Here is a 13,758-nt window from a genome sequence, read left to right as displayed (position 1 = left end):
GCCGGTTTTTCCTGCAATTTCAATAACTTGACGATCAAGACGGCTGGATCGACTCTTCCGGACGACGTTCGAGCACCTGATCCACCAGGCCGTAGGCCTGCGCATCGACCGCGCTCTTGAAGTTGTCGCGTTCGGTGTCGCGCGCGATGGTCTCCAGCGATTGGCCGGTGTGCTTGGCCAGGATCTCGTTCAGGCGCGAACGCAGGGTCAGGATCTCGCGCGCATGGATATCGATATCGGTCGCCTGGCCCTGGAAGCCACCCAGCGGCTGATGGATCATCACGCGCGAATTCGGCAGCGCGTAACGCTTGCCGGCCGCACCCGAGGCCAGCAGCAGCGCGCCCATCGAGGCGGCCTGGCCGACGCAGATGGTGCTGACGTCCGGCTTGATGTACTGCATGGTGTCGTAGATCGCCATGCCGGCGGTGACCACGCCACCGGGCGAATTGATGTAGATGCTGATGTCCTTTTCCGGGTTATCCGCTTCCAGGAACAGCAGCTGGGCCACGATCACGTTGGCCATATGGTCGTCGATCGGACCGACCAGGAAGATCAGACGCTCCTTCAGCAGACGCGAGTAGATGTCGTACGCACGCTCGCCACGGCTGGTCTGCTCGACCACCATGGGCACCAGGTTCAGGGCTTTGGTCACAATGCTCATCAGTCTTCCCGTTGTGGCAGCGGCCTGTGCCGCTGCCCGTGTTCGCCATCCGCCCCCCAAGCTGCGGGCGCGGTTCTTCTCTTACTGCCGGATCAGACGCGGATGGCGTCCTGGAACGACAGCGACTGCTCGGTGTGCTGGGCGCGCTCGGCGATCCAGTCGATCACCTGCTCTTCCATCACGCGGCTCTGCAGCCCGTTCATCAGTTGGGGGTCGTTGCGGTACATCTCAATGACCTGTTCCGGCTCTTCGTAGGTCGAAGCGATCAGACGCAGCGTTTCGCTGACGCGCTTGGACTCCAGGCGCAGTTCGTTGCGGCGCGCCACCTCGCCCACCAGCAGACCGACCAGCACGCGCTTGGCGGCGGCATCCATGAATCCCTGGTGCGCATCGGCCGGCACTTGGCCCGGATCGCGACCGCTGCGGCGGACTTGCTCGACCTGCTGGGCCAGCATCGACCGGGCTTCGTTCTCGACCAGGCGCGGCGGCATTTCGACATGCGCGTAGGCGGCAATCACCTGCTCGCCCACTTCGCGGCGCAGACGGTTCATCAGCGCGCCCTTGAGCTCGCGCTCCAGGTTGGTGCGGATATCGGCGCGGAACTGCTCGGCATCGCCACTCTTCACGCCGAAGCTCTTGATGAACTCCTTGTCCACTGCCGGCAAGACCGGCTCGGAGACTTCGACCGCCTTGACGTGCACCTGCACGGTCTTGCCTGCCAGCTGCGGCACGCGCCATTCGGCGGGAAAATCGACGGTCAGGGTCTTTTCTTCACCCTTGGTCAGGCCTTCCAGGCCCTTTTCGATCTGGTCGAACATCACGCCCGAACCCAGCACGCTGCTGCCGGTCTCCACGCCTTCGGCGGGCAGACGCTCGTCGCCAGCCTGCGACCAGGTCTCCAGCGCCACCAGGTCGCCGACCTGCGCACCGCGCTCGACCGGATTCCAGGTGCGGCGCTGCAGGCGCAGGTTCTCGATCATCTGGTCGATGTCGGCATCGGTCACTTCAGCGGTCGCACGCACCACCGACAGCTTGGTCACGTCGATGTCGCCGAAATCCGGCACCACTTCGAAGGTGGCGACGAAGTCGAAATCGGTCTCGCCCTGATCGATACGCGGGTTGCCGGCCAGGCGCAGCGAATGCTCGCGGACGGCCGAATCGAAGGTCTCACGCAGCAGGCCTTCCATCGCCTCGGCACGCACCTGCTGACCGAAGCGCTGCTCGATCACCTTGGTCGGCACCTTGCCGGGACGGAAGCCCTTGATGCGCGTGGTCCGCGCAAGCTCGCGCAGGCGGCCCCCGACGTGCGTCTCCAGGCGCTCCTGCGGCAGGGTGAAGGTCAGGCGGCGTTCCAGATTGCCGGTGGATTCGATCGATGCTTGCATGTTGACTCCTGCCACCGACAGCGCACAGCGTCGGCACGAGATGGAAGATGCGGGTTAACGGATGGCGAGAATGCCGCCTAGCCTTGTAGTTTCGCCGATAACGGCGGCCGCTGCCAGCGGCATGCGCGCAGCGGCGTTACGGACACAAGCGAGCGGTTTGCAGGAAGTGCAGCGGCCGGAACCCACACGGCCGCGCGGCATTGGTGCGAAAGGGGGGACTCGAACCCCCACGCCTTACGGCGTCAGAACCTAAATCTGGTGCGTCTACCAATTCCGCCACTTTCGCAATGCCGTAGATGCCCGGCTATTGTTGCAGGGATGCCGGTAAAGAAAAAGCGCTGCGAGCCTGGGCGTGTGACGACTGCAGTGGGCACGAGCTGCTTTGCGCGGTGACTTGAGGCTCCACGCAATGCATAGGGCCATCGGCGGCCGGCCTACCCGCCTGAACCCAGTCAAAGCCCGTTCGCTGCCGGCACGTCGCAGCCGGATTTGCGAAAATTTCGTTAATTTCTGCGTGGAGTCAGCACTTGCGATGACAGCCCGATATCGCCAGATCGTGGCACTGTCGCGTGATTGCATCGAAGAAATCGACCCGGATGGACGAATCACGTCGCTCCCCCTCAACGGGCTGGTCGGACTCGGGGCCAGTTCTGCGGATCAGCGAAGCCAGACGCCTGCGTTGCGGGCCTTGCACGGGGGCGCTGGCGAGTGACGTGGCTGCTTCCTGCAACTTCTTGTAGATCGCGCAGAGCACGGCGCGCGACGCGCTCAGCACAGCCATGACGTGGCCCCGCAATGGCGCACCGCGAGACTTTTGGCATCGCTGAAGAACTGACCCGGCTCGATCCCTAACGGCGACTGCGGCAAGCGCGCTCCAGCCAGGCGTTCGATGTTGAGCGTTGCCCCAAAGGCGTTGAAAAGCCGCTATCCAACCGGACCAGACATGGGCGGTGCCGGCGCTATCGCCAAGCTGCAACAGCGTGGTCGCGACGCCGAGTTATCGCTGGCCTCGATTCGTTCAAAGGAGCCCCAACGAGCGCACCCTGTTTTTGGTCCTGGAAAAATAAAAGCACCTAGGCGGCTGCCTAAGTGCTTTTATTTGGTGGGCCGTCAAGGATTCGAACCTTGGACCTATTGATTAAGAGTCAGCGCTAATAACATTTGAAATCAAACACTTAAGCTACTTATTTTTCCTCCAACGCGGGGCGTGTCCTAGATTTTGTGTAACCGGGCCACAGGCAGGAGACTGCCACCTAACCCGGAGACACCATGAGCCCACGCACACATGAGGTACCCGACGAGCTGCTTAGCAGCCTGTTGGTCAACTACACCAAACCCGAGGATCTGATCGGCGAGAACGGCCTGCTCAAGCAGCTGACCAAGCGGTTGGTGGAGCGGGCGCTGGACGCGGAGATGACCGAACACCTCGGTCATGACAAGCATGAGCCGGTCGCCAACGCGGCCGGCAACACGCGCAACGGACGCAGCCGCAAGACGCTCAAGGGCGAGTTCGGCGAGCTGCCGATCGAGATTCCGCGTGATCGCCACGGCAGCTTCGCGCCACAGCTGATCCCCAAGCACCAGACCCGCTGGGCCGGCTTCGATGACAAGATCTTGTCGTTGTACGCGCGCGGCATGACCGTGCGCGAGATCCAGTCGCACCTGGAGGAGATGTACGGCACCGAGGTGTCGCCGAGTCTGATTTCCTCAGTCACCGATGCGGTCGTCGAGGAGGTCAAGGCGTGGCAGGCGCGGCCACTGGATCCGGTCTATCCGATCGTCTATCTGGACTGCATCCACGTCAAAGTGCGCGAGGGCGCGGTGCGGGTCAAGGCGGTGTACCTGGCCATCGGCATCACCATGGGCGGCGAGAAGGAAGTGCTGGGCCTATGGCTGGCGCAGGCCGAGGGTGCCAAGTTTTGGCTGCAAGTCGTGACGGAGCTACGCAACCGCGGGGTGCAGGACATCTTCATTGCCTGCGTCGATGGCCTGAAGGGGTTTCCCGAGGCGATCGAGGCGGTGTTCCCGCAGACCACCGTGCAGCTGTGCATCGTGCACATGGTGCGGCACAGCCTGAACTACGTCTCGTGGAAACGCCGCGCCGAGGTTGCCGCCGATCTCAAGCGCATTTACGCCTGCGCCACCGTCGAGGAGGCCGAGCAGGCACTGACCGAGTTCGAGGCCAAGTGGGACGCCCAGTACCCGCCCATCAGCCAGTCATGGCGGCGCAATTGGTCACGACTGATCCCGTTCTTCGACTACCCACCGGAGATCCGCAAGGTGATCTATACGACCAACGCCATCGAGTCGGTCAACATGAGCCTGCGCAAGCTGACCAAGAACCGCGGCGCGTTCCCCAGCGACGAAGCCTTGATGAAACTGTTCTACCTGGCTCTGCGCAACATCACCAAGAAATGGACGCTGCCGATCCGCGACTGGAAGGCTGCGCTGAACCGCTTTACGATCCAGTTCGAGGGGCGACTTCCTCAGCGGTAACCCAAACCACGGTTACACAAAATTCTGCACACGCTCCGCCTTTTAAGTCACTGGTCGCAATCGTTCCAGCGGGGGGCAAGCTCGCCGCCGGCAGCGTGACGACAGCGCTCTGCATGTCGTACGTCCCAACCAGATTCGGCGCACTACTACCGGCTGGCTGCAATGCAAAGCCACGTAGGGTTCCTGCCTGCGCCTGCTGATCAAATTGCGCCAGAAGAGCAGCATCCACGCTGATCGCGTTTCGCAGCTGCGCAACTTGATCTTGCGTCACGCCTTGTTGCCCAGCGAACTGAGCTAATGCCGCTTCGAGCTGGGGATTGGGACCTGCCATGTGCTTCTTCCTTGACTAGCCCAGGGTGCTGATCGATTTGATGCACAACCGGGCGTTAGATCCGGCAACTACGTTCTGCGGAACAATGGAAACAACGATGTCTCCCCCCGCCTCGCTTGTCGTGGCTTTGACGTAGTGCAGATCTTCCAGCTGACCAATTGGACCGTGTGTTGGCGAACTGACAAAACCCATGCTCTTGAGCGACGCGTCGTAATAGGCGAAATCGAGACTGCAGACGGCACTCATGTCGGCAAACCGGTTAGCCGTGTTGACGAACGTCAACTTGACTCCTTTCGAGCTAGATGGCGACTCAGGAAAGTAATCGAACACGTAGCGCCAGCCGCCTCCCAGATCACCACTCGGAAATCCGGCACCGATCGCACCTGGCTCCAGCTTCAGCGAGATGCCCATCACATCCCGGATTCTTTCAAGGGTGATCTCGTCCCGAGACTTCAGGCCTCCGATCAAGCTGAGTAGCCGCTTGCCCATCTCTTCAGCACTGAGAGTGGGATTGGCTGTGTCAGCCTCATGCGTCGTCATGGTGCTGGGTTCCTTCGGGGTCGGCTGTAGGGGGGCGGCCTGGGAGTGTGCGCAGGCACAGAGGGCAGTACCGCAGGCTGTAGCGATGATCAGAAACAGAGTGGCTCTGGCAGGCCTCATTGACGCATTCCGTGCGGATGAGCGATGGAACCTAGCCAAGCAAAGATGAACGACCGGTTAAGTTTCAACGTCGCTCGTGCAATCAAACCAACCAGGATGCAAAAGCCAAGCCCCATGGCCGACCCTCAGTAAGAGGTGCCGGCAGTGCGCTGCTCAAGCGCTCGCGGGTAGAGCGGCCCCTCGTGGCCCGGCGTCCGGAGTGGATAGAACGCATCACGCCTACTTTCCAAGAATTCGTGATTGCGGGGACCCAAAATTGATCCGCCAGAAATGTATAACTTCGTCGTCACATAGTCGCGAGCACTCGCCGCGAGCTGACTGACGATTTAAAGCTTGAGCTCGATGACGGCCGCAAGTACACGTCCAGTTGCGCTCCGTGCGCGCCTTGGGGGCGACGTTTCAGAGGACCACGAAGATAGCAACGGCCACCGACAACGCCATCCACTCGACGCCAGCCTTCGGTATCTGAACAGTGATCGGCACTCAATTTTCCCGGCAATTCTCCCGACGCATAGAAAAACAGCCACTTGGCTTGCGCTAAGTGGCTGTTTTAATTGGTGGGCCGTCAAGGATTCGAACCTTGGACCTATTGATTAAGAGTCAACTGCTCTACCAACTGAGCTAACGGCCCTGAAACTGGGCGCACATTGTATGTGCATTTTTGCTTCGTTGCAACACCCCGTGCCACATGGGGTCAAACATTCCTGCAATTTCCTGTCATCAGTGGGGTGGCTGAGGGGACTCGAACCCCCGACATCTGGAATCACAATCCAGTACTCTAACCAGCTGAGCTACAGCCACCACTGAAAACCTGCTTCCTACCGTACCGCCGATGGCGCGCCCGACAGGACTCGAACCTGTAACCGCCGGCTTAGAAGGCCGGTGCTCTATCCGGTTGAGCTACGGGCGCCCGGACCGAACTTCGCATTCCCACGCCGTCGAAAGCTCGGAATGGTCGGGGTAGAGGGATTCGAACCCCCGACATCCTGCTCCCAAAGCAGGCGCGCTACCAGACTGCGCTATACCCCGGCGGGACCTTTCAATCCCGAAGGCTCGAAAGGTCGGCTATTTTGGGAATGATTGGCCTCGCTGTCAATCACCCTGTGTAAGTTGAACGATCAGCTATCCTCGCAACCACGTTCGCCAGTAGGGTGAGCACTATTTTCATGGAGAACACGCATGCGTAGCGGTAACCCTGCCCTTCGGGAATCCACGTTCCTCGACTCCGGCTCCGGCTCGATCGTCACCCGCGACGGTCAGGCGATGACCCTCAACGGCACGGTCAACAAGACCGGCGCGTTGTTGCTGATGGCGGTGATCACCGCCGCCTTCGCGTGGTCGCAATCGATCGGCTCCGATGGCATGCCGCTGCCTGTCGCGCGCATCTACATGATTGCCGGCGCGATCGGCGGCCTGGTGTTCGCACTGGCTACCTGCTTCAAGCCGACCTGGGCACCGATTACGGCGCCGCTATATGCATTGATCGAAGGCTTCTTCCTCGGCTCGATCTCGGCAGTGTACGAAGCACGCTTCAACGGCATCGTGTTCCAGGCCATCCTGCTCACCTTCGGCACCCTGTTCGCGCTGCTGTTCGCGTATCGCAGCGGCATGATCAAGGCCACCGAAAACTTCAAGCTGGGCGTGGTCGCAGCCACCGGCGGTATCGCGCTGGTCTATCTGGCGACCATCGTGCTGGGCCTGTTCGGTGTGCGCATCCCTTTCATCCACGACTCGGGCCTGATCGGCATCGGTTTCAGCCTGTTCGTGGTGGTGGTGGCGGCGTTGAACCTGGTGTTGGACTTCGACTTCATCGAGAGCGGCGTCGAGCAAGGCGCGCCCAAGCACATGGAGTGGTACGGCGCATTCGGCCTGATGGTGACGCTGGTGTGGCTGTACATCGAGTTCCTGCGCCTGCTGTCGAAGCTGCAGTCGCGCAATTGAGCCGGGATTCGGGATTCGGGAATCGCAACGGTGGCTCCCCTCGCTTGAACGCGTGACACTGGCGTCGAGTGACCGGTTTCCAACAAAAAGAAAGGGCGCCTAGGCGCCCTTTCTCTTTGTGCAAGTCTGCCAGTGTGCTCAGAGGCGGCTGGCGATGGCCTTGGCGAAGCCCATGGTGTTGCCGGTGCCGCCCAGGTCGGGGGTCAGCGAATCCTTGGCCTCCAGGGTGGCGACGATGGCTTCGCGCAGGCGCTCGGCATTCTGCGGCTGACCGATGTGGTCCAGCATCTGCGCCGCGCCCAGCAGCAGCGCGCACGGGTTTGCCTTGCCCTGCCCTGCGATATCCGGCGCCGAGCCGTGCACGGCTTCGAAGATCGCCGCGTCCAGACCGATGTTGGCGCCCGGGGCCAGGCCCAGGCCGCCGACCAGGCCGGCGCACAGGTCGGAGATGATGTCGCCGAACAGGTTGGTGGTCACGATGATGTCGAACTGCTCCGGACGCATCACCAGCTGCATGCAGGTGTTGTCGACGATCATTTCCTGGAATTCGATATCCGGATACTGCGCGGCCACATCGCGTGCCACCTTCAGGAACAGGCCCGAGGTCGACTTGATGATGTTGGCCTTGTGCACGGCGGTGACCTTCTTGCGGCCGGTGCTCTTGGCCAGCTCGAAGGCGTAGCGCACGATGCGCTCGGAGCCCTTGCGGGTGATCCGGGTGCCGGAGAACGCGGTCTCGCCATCCTCGGACACGGTCTGGCCTTCGCTCAGGTACGCGCCTTCGGTGTTCTCGCGCACCGTGATCAGGTCCACGCCGTCGGCGAAGCGCGACTTGGTGTTCGGGAACGACTTGGCCGGACGCACATTGGCGTACAGGTCGAACTTGCGACGCATGGCGACGTTGATCGAGCTGAAACCCTCGCCGACCGGCGTGGTCAGCGGGCTTTTCAGCGCCACCTTGTTCTTGGTGATCGACGCCAGAGTGGACTCGGGCAGCAGATCGCCGTGCTTTTCCAGCGCAACCAAGCCGGCGTCGGCGTATTCGTAGGTCAGGCCAGCCTGCAGCGCGTCGAGCACGAACAGCGTGGCATCCATGATCTCCGGGCCGATGCCGTCGCCGCGGATGACCGTGATTGTCTGCGTCATAACGTTGGGTTTCCGAACTTGAAGGGGGGAGCGCCAGCCGCAATACCCGGCAGAGCGGCGCAAGGAGGTTTCAGGGGCAATTATGCCCGATGCCGGTGAAGGCGCCCAAACCGACCTGGTCTAAGGGCCACCATCCAACGACTGAGTGGCCAGGAAGCCGGTGCACGGAATCGGCATGGATCCGTCCTCCGCGCACTGCGGTTGCTCCATGCCGCCCACACCGCCTGACGACTGCCCGCTATGTTTTCGCAGCCATCAAGAGCCGCTGGCGCCCAAACGCAACGCGCCGCCTGATCGGGCGGCGCGTGTCCTGCTCGCTTTTACCAATCCCGAATCCCCCACTCCCGCCTCGGTACCACACTCAGTCGTGTGCGTGCTGGGCCGGCGTCTGTGCACCGCCTTCGAGCTGGTCCAGGAAATCCACCGCGCGGCGAAGATGCGGGATGACAATGGAGCCGCCGACCACCAGGCCGACCGAGAAGGTTTCGAAGAACTCTTCCCGGCTCACGCCGGCTTCCTTGCACTGAGCCACGTGATAGCTGATGCAGTCGTCGCAGCGCAGCACCATCGAGGCGACCAGGCCGAGCAGTTCCTTGGTCTTCACGTCCAGCGCGCCGGCCTGGTAGGTCTGCGTGTCGAGCGCGAAGAACCGACGCACCACCTGGTTCGGCTCGGCCAGGATGCGCTGGTTCATGCGCTGGCGAAATTCGGTGAACTCGCGCAGGCGGTCGGCGCTGCCGTCGTCGGAACCACTCATGCCTGGCCGCCTGCGCTGCCCGCCAGCAGCGGTTCGAGCTTGCCGGCACGATGCATGGCCATCATGTCGTCGTAGCCGCCCACGTGGACGTCGCCGACGAAGATCTGCGGCACGCTGGTGCGCTTGGCCAGGGCAATCATCCTGTCGCGCTCGGCCGGATCCAGGTCGATCCGCACCTCGGTCCAGGTCTTGCCCTTGCTCTTGAGAAAGTTCTTGGCTGCCACGCAATAGGGGCAGATGGCGGAGGAATACAGGGTGATCTGCGGGCCGGAGGCCGCGTCCTGATCGGTATGGTCTTGGCTCACGGGAAACTCCGTGGTTGGTGTGAGGTCTGACACATGGTACCGGGCGACTGGAATTTCCATGTCGTCACCGCAACACTGTGGGTTAACCGATGATTCACGCCTCTGCGCCGGGCTGCCCGCATGCTCCGCGCATCACCTGGGAGTTCCACTTGCGCCTGCTACCGCTCGCCACTGCCCTCACGCTGGCCGTTGCCATGGGTGTGGCACCTGCGCAGGAAAGCCGCCTGCCCGATATCGGTTCGTCGGCCGGCGAGTTGCTGACCCCGGCCCGCCAGGCCGAATACGGCCGGATGATGCTGGCCGAGTTGCGCAACTACGACTACGTGCTGGACGACCCGCTGATCACCGACTGGCTGCAGACCATGGGCACCCGGCTGGGCGCCAACAGCGACCAACCGCAGCAACCGTTTACGTTTTTCATGCTGCGCGACCGCCAGATCAACGCATTCGCCACGCTGGGTGGTTACATCGCCGTCAATGCCGGGCTGGTGTTGACCGCCGAGCGCGAGGACGAAGTGGCGGCGGTGCTGTCGCACGAGATCGCCCACGTCACCCAGCAGCACGTGCTACGTGGAGTGGAGCGCGCGCAGCGCGACCAGATTCCGATCCTGCTCGGCATGCTGGCGGCGGTGGTGGCAGCCCAGCAGGCCGGGGGCAACTCCAAGGGCGACGCCACCATGGCCACCATCACCAGCGCGATGGGGCTGATGCAGCAGCGGCAGATCGACTACACCCGCTCCAACGAATCCGAAGCCGACCGGCTGGGCATCCGCACGTTGGCGCGCAGCGGCTACGACGTGGACGCGATGGCCGGCTTCTTCGAGCGCATGTCGGTGGCGATGCGCGCCAACGAGGGCGGCTACAGCGCGCCGGATTTCCTGCAGACCCACCCGGTGACCGTCACCCGCATCAGCGAAGCCAAGTCGCGCGCCGAGCAGATGAAGAAAAACACGGTGGTCCTGACGACCTCGGTGCCGGGCGGGACGCGCCAGGAGCGCGTCGACCCGGCCGACCCATCGCTGTCGGAGCCGCTCAGCCGCAATGGCAACGCGCTGCTCCCTTACGCGCTGCGGTTGCCGGTGGATGCGCTCAGCCGCGGCGCCGACCAACAGGGTTTCGATTGGGCCAAGGAGCGCCTGCGCGTGCTCAGCGCCGCCACGCCGGATGCGGCCATTCGCGAGTACGAAAACCTGCGCCGCAGCGCTAAACAAGGCTTGAGCGATCCGCAGCGCTATGGCCTGGCGCTGGCGCGGCTGCGCAACAGCGGCGGGCGGCCGGGCGAGCCGGTGGCCGAGCTGGCCAGCCTGCTCCAGGCGCACCCGGACAATTTGTGGCTGGCGCTGGGCCTGAGCGAGGCGCAGGCGCGCGTGGGTCCGCGAGAAGCGGCCAATGCCCGCTTCGATGCGCTGCTCAAGCAGTTACCGAACAACCGCGCGGTCGCGCTGACCTATGCCACTGCGCTCAACGAGCAGGCCAGCAAGGAGTCCGGCCAGCGCGCGCGCCAGGTGCTGGAGCCGTTGTTGCACCGGAGCAGCGACGACCCGCTGCTGCAGCAGAGCTACGCGCGTGCCTGCGAGCTGTCCGGCGACCCATTGCGCGCTAGCGAAGCGTATGCGGAGGCGGCGTTCTTGAACGGCCGCGCTGAACAGGCATTGATCCAGCTGGAAGCACTGAAAAAGAAGGATCTCGACTATGTGACACGGGCGCGCGTGGATGCGCGCATTGCCGCGATCACCCCAACCGTGCTGGAGCTGCGTCGCCAGGGTATCCGCGACCCGGATTTGTCCACGCGCTGATCGCCGACGCATCGCCGGCTGTTCACGACGGAAGGGTATCGCGCGGCCGCCTGCCGGTAGTGGAACTGCCCAGTCCGCTTCGTGCTCCACAGCCGCCGCGCAGGCGCCTTCGGCGATGTCACATTAGAGTCACAAAACCGTAGTCTACTGGCGATCAACCAAAGCCAGACGGTAAGCCCCGCGTGCAGAAACGCATTCTGATCGTCGATGACGAACCCGCGATCCGCGACATGGTGGCGTTCGCGCTGCGCAAAGGCGAGTTCGAGCCCATCCATGCCGGCGATGCCCGCGAGGCGCAGACCGCCATCGCCGACCGCGTGCCGGACCTGATCCTGCTGGACTGGATGTTGCCGGGCACCAGCGGGCTGGACCTGGCCAGGCGCTGGCGCAAGGAGCAGCTGACCCGCGAGATTCCGATCATCATGCTCACCGCGCGCGGCGAAGAAAACGACCGCGTCGGCGGCCTGGAAGCCGGCGTCGACGATTACGTGGTCAAGCCGTTCTCTGCGCGCGAGCTGCTGGCGCGCATCCGCGCGGTGATGCGGCGCACCCGCGAAGACGACGAAGACGGTAGCGTGGCGGTAGGCAAGCTGCGCATCGACGGCGCCGCGCACCGGGTGTTCGCCGGCGATGCGCCGGTGCCGATCGGCCCGACCGAGTATCGTCTGCTGCACTTTTTCATGACGCACCCCGAGCGCGTGTATACGCGCACCCAGCTGCTGGACCATGTCTGGGGCGGCAGCGTGTATGTGGAAGAGCGCACCATCGACGTGCATATCCGCCGCCTGCGCAAGACGCTGGAACCGTTCGGGCTGGAAAACATGGTGCAGACCGTGCGTGGCTCGGGCTATCGTTTTTCCTCGGCGACCTGACGTGCCGCAAAGTCGCCCGGCCGCACTCCGGTCGGGCGGCTGCCTACCTGACGCTTCGTGGTAACGCCTTCCATGCCTCAACACATCCGTTCCGCCTGGCTCAAGACGCTCGGCACCCTTGCGCTGTTGTTGGGCGCTGCCGTCGTGGCCGGCGTGCTGATCGGGCATGTGTGGATGGCGCTGACGCTCACCGCCCTGGGCGTGCTGGCCTGGCATTACTGGCGGCTGCGCCAGGTGCTGCGCCGGCTCACTGCACGCCAGCGTGCCGAGCCGGCGGCGGGAATCGGCGCCTGGAACGAACTGGACCGGCTGCTGTATCGCAGCCAGGACGAGATGCGCGCGCGCAAGCGCCGCCTGATCGAAATGTTGCGCACCTACCGCGCCGCGGCGCAGGCGCTGCCGGATGCGGTGGTGGTCGTGGATCGCAACAGTCAGCGCGTGCAGTGGTTCAACAAGGCAGCCGGCGGTTTGCTCGGCCTGCACCATCCCGGCGACATGGGCGTGTCGATCGTTGAGCGGCTGCAGCCGTTGCCGCTGGCGCACTGGCTGGCGGCCGGGCGCAATGCCGAGCCGATGCTGGATGCCGCCTCGCCGGCCGACCCGGATCTGCGCCTGAACCTGCGCCTGATCCCCTACTCCGACGACTACTGGCTGCTGGTGGCGCGCGATGTCAGCAAGCTGCTTCGGCTGGAACAGGTGCGCCGCGATTTCGTGGCCAACGTCTCGCATGAACTGCGTACCCCGCTGACGGTGGTGCACGGGTATCTGGACATGCTCGATCCGGAGGATTTCCCCGATTCGGGCCCGATGCTGGCGGAAATGCGCAAGCAATCGCAACGCATGGCGCAGCTGGTCGAAGACCTGCTGACGCTGTCGCGGCTGGAATCGCAGGAAGAACTCGGCGAAGAACACGTGGCGATGGCGCCCATGCTGTCGACCTTGCGCCGCGAGGCCGAGGCGCACAGCCAGGGCCGCCACACCGTGGAGGTGATCGACGAGGCCGGTGTGGACCTGCTCGGCTCCAACAAGGAGCTGCACAGTGCGTTTTCCAATCTGGTCACCAATGCGGTGCGCTACACGCCCGGCGGCGGCACGGTGACGATCCGTTTCGTGCGCGAAGGCGACGGTGCGGCGCTGGCCGTGCGCGACACCGGCTATGGCATCCCCGCCTCGCACCTGCCGCGCATCACCGAACGCTTCTACCGGGTGTCCAGCAGCCGCTCGCGCGAGAGCGGCGGCACCGGGCTGGGACTGTCGATCGTCAAGCACATCCTGGGGCTGCACCAGGCGCGCCTGGATATCGAAAGCGAAGTGGGACGCGGCAGCGAATTCTCGTGTCATTTCGTACCTGCGCGCGTCGTGCAGCGCGAGCAATCGGTGCCACTGTCACGCTCGGCGTGATATGTAG

At 63.6% G+C, this 13,758-nt stretch carries 11 protein-coding genes, 5 tRNA genes and 2 pseudogenes; 6 read left to right on the top strand and 12 right to left on the bottom strand.

Annotated elements, in window-relative coordinates; all coding sequences use genetic code 11:
* Positions 1 to 34 precede the first annotated feature (34 nt).
* From clpP to ACCQ00_RS05525, 3 genes are all read right to left on the bottom strand, one after another.
* Positions 35 to 661, bottom strand: a complete 627-nt coding sequence (gene clpP / locus ACCQ00_RS05535) for an ATP-dependent Clp endopeptidase proteolytic subunit ClpP (protein WP_002806026.1) — start codon at positions 659 to 661, stop codon at positions 35 to 37.
* 92 nt (positions 662 to 753) lie between these two features.
* The gene (tig, locus tag ACCQ00_RS05530) at positions 754 to 2,046 is read right to left on the bottom strand and encodes a trigger factor (protein ID WP_372354079.1); all 1,293 of its coding nucleotides are present in this window, start codon (positions 2,044 to 2,046) and stop codon (positions 754 to 756) included.
* 201 nt (positions 2,047 to 2,247) lie between these two features.
* A tRNA-Leu gene (locus ACCQ00_RS05525) sits at positions 2,248 to 2,332 on the bottom strand.
* Positions 2,333 to 2,578: 246 nt separating this feature from the next.
* Here ACCQ00_RS05525 and ACCQ00_RS05520 point away from each other — a divergent pair.
* A pseudogene (locus ACCQ00_RS05520) lies at positions 2,579 to 2,722 on the top strand (PAS domain-containing sensor histidine kinase); the annotation flags it as partial.
* 593 nt (positions 2,723 to 3,315) lie between these two features.
* Positions 3,316 to 4,542, top strand: coding sequence for an IS256-like element ISXax1 family transposase (locus tag ACCQ00_RS05515; protein WP_011345585.1), 1,227 nt, complete (start codon positions 3,316 to 3,318; stop codon positions 4,540 to 4,542).
* Positions 4,543 to 4,579: 37 nt separating this feature from the next.
* On the opposite strand, the pseudogene ACCQ00_RS05510 reads toward ACCQ00_RS05515, so the two are convergent.
* The 6 genes and pseudogenes from ACCQ00_RS05510 to ACCQ00_RS05485 form a co-directional block, all read right to left on the bottom strand.
* Positions 4,580 to 4,813: pseudogene (locus ACCQ00_RS05510) on the bottom strand (XVIPCD domain-containing protein); the annotation flags it as partial.
* A gap of 75 nt (positions 4,814 to 4,888) precedes the next feature.
* Positions 4,889 to 5,533 carry a hypothetical protein gene (locus tag ACCQ00_RS05505; protein WP_039571877.1) on the bottom strand — a complete coding sequence of 215 codons (645 nt, stop codon included), beginning with the start codon at positions 5,531 to 5,533 and terminating at the stop codon, positions 4,889 to 4,891.
* A 555-nt stretch (positions 5,534 to 6,088) separates the two neighbouring features.
* Positions 6,089 to 6,164, bottom strand: a tRNA-Lys gene (locus tag ACCQ00_RS05500).
* A gap of 93 nt (positions 6,165 to 6,257) precedes the next feature.
* Positions 6,258 to 6,334, bottom strand: a tRNA-His gene (locus tag ACCQ00_RS05495).
* A gap of 32 nt (positions 6,335 to 6,366) precedes the next feature.
* Positions 6,367 to 6,443 (bottom strand) — tRNA-Arg (locus ACCQ00_RS05490).
* Between the two features lie 42 nt (positions 6,444 to 6,485).
* Positions 6,486 to 6,562 (bottom strand) — tRNA-Pro (locus ACCQ00_RS05485).
* A 150-nt stretch (positions 6,563 to 6,712) separates the two neighbouring features.
* Here ACCQ00_RS05485 and ACCQ00_RS05480 point away from each other — a divergent pair.
* On the top strand, positions 6,713 to 7,474 hold the full coding sequence (locus ACCQ00_RS05480; protein WP_017158117.1) for a Bax inhibitor-1/YccA family protein: 762 nt from the start codon (positions 6,713 to 6,715) through the stop codon (positions 7,472 to 7,474).
* A 138-nt stretch (positions 7,475 to 7,612) separates the two neighbouring features.
* Here ACCQ00_RS05480 and ACCQ00_RS05475 read toward each other — a convergent pair whose 3' ends face one another.
* The 3 genes from ACCQ00_RS05475 to grxC all read right to left on the bottom strand — a co-directional run bounded on the left by ACCQ00_RS05475 (position 7,613) and on the right by grxC (position 9,682).
* A complete protein-coding gene (locus tag ACCQ00_RS05475; RefSeq protein ID WP_039571876.1) occupies positions 7,613 to 8,620 on the bottom strand; it encodes an isocitrate dehydrogenase in 1,008 nt (335 codons plus the stop codon).
* A 361-nt stretch (positions 8,621 to 8,981) separates the two neighbouring features.
* Entirely contained in the window at positions 8,982 to 9,377 is a 396-nt protein-coding gene (locus ACCQ00_RS05470; protein WP_039571872.1) for a carboxymuconolactone decarboxylase family protein, read from the bottom strand.
* Positions 9,374 to 9,682, bottom strand: coding sequence for a glutaredoxin 3 (grxC, locus tag ACCQ00_RS05465; protein WP_017158114.1), 309 nt, complete (start codon positions 9,680 to 9,682; stop codon positions 9,374 to 9,376). The genes ACCQ00_RS05470 and grxC overlap by 4 nt, the downstream gene beginning before the upstream one ends.
* Positions 9,683 to 9,831: 149 nt before the next feature.
* Between grxC and ACCQ00_RS05460 the strand changes: the two genes are divergently transcribed.
* The 3 genes from ACCQ00_RS05460 to phoR all read left to right on the top strand — a co-directional run bounded on the left by ACCQ00_RS05460 (position 9,832) and on the right by phoR (position 13,751).
* Positions 9,832 to 11,478 carry a M48 family metalloprotease gene (locus ACCQ00_RS05460; RefSeq protein WP_039571885.1) on the top strand — a complete coding sequence of 549 codons (1,647 nt, stop codon included), beginning with the start codon at positions 9,832 to 9,834 and terminating at the stop codon, positions 11,476 to 11,478.
* Between the two features lie 182 nt (positions 11,479 to 11,660).
* Positions 11,661 to 12,350, top strand: a complete 690-nt coding sequence (gene phoB, locus ACCQ00_RS05455) for a phosphate regulon transcriptional regulator PhoB (protein WP_003483753.1) — start codon at positions 11,661 to 11,663, stop codon at positions 12,348 to 12,350.
* 72 nt (positions 12,351 to 12,422) lie between these two features.
* The gene (gene phoR, locus ACCQ00_RS05450; protein WP_039571869.1) at positions 12,423 to 13,751 is read left to right on the top strand and encodes a phosphate regulon sensor histidine kinase PhoR; all 1,329 of its coding nucleotides are present in this window, start codon (positions 12,423 to 12,425) and stop codon (positions 13,749 to 13,751) included.
* Positions 13,752 to 13,758 lie beyond the last annotated feature (7 nt).

The organism is Xanthomonas sp. NCPPB 3761 (assembly GCF_041475705.2).
Taxonomy (GTDB): Bacteria; Pseudomonadota; Gammaproteobacteria; order Xanthomonadales; family Xanthomonadaceae; genus Xanthomonas; species Xanthomonas phaseoli.
Note: the sequence above shows the minus strand (reverse complement) of the source record. Positions and strands in the feature narration are given on the sequence as shown.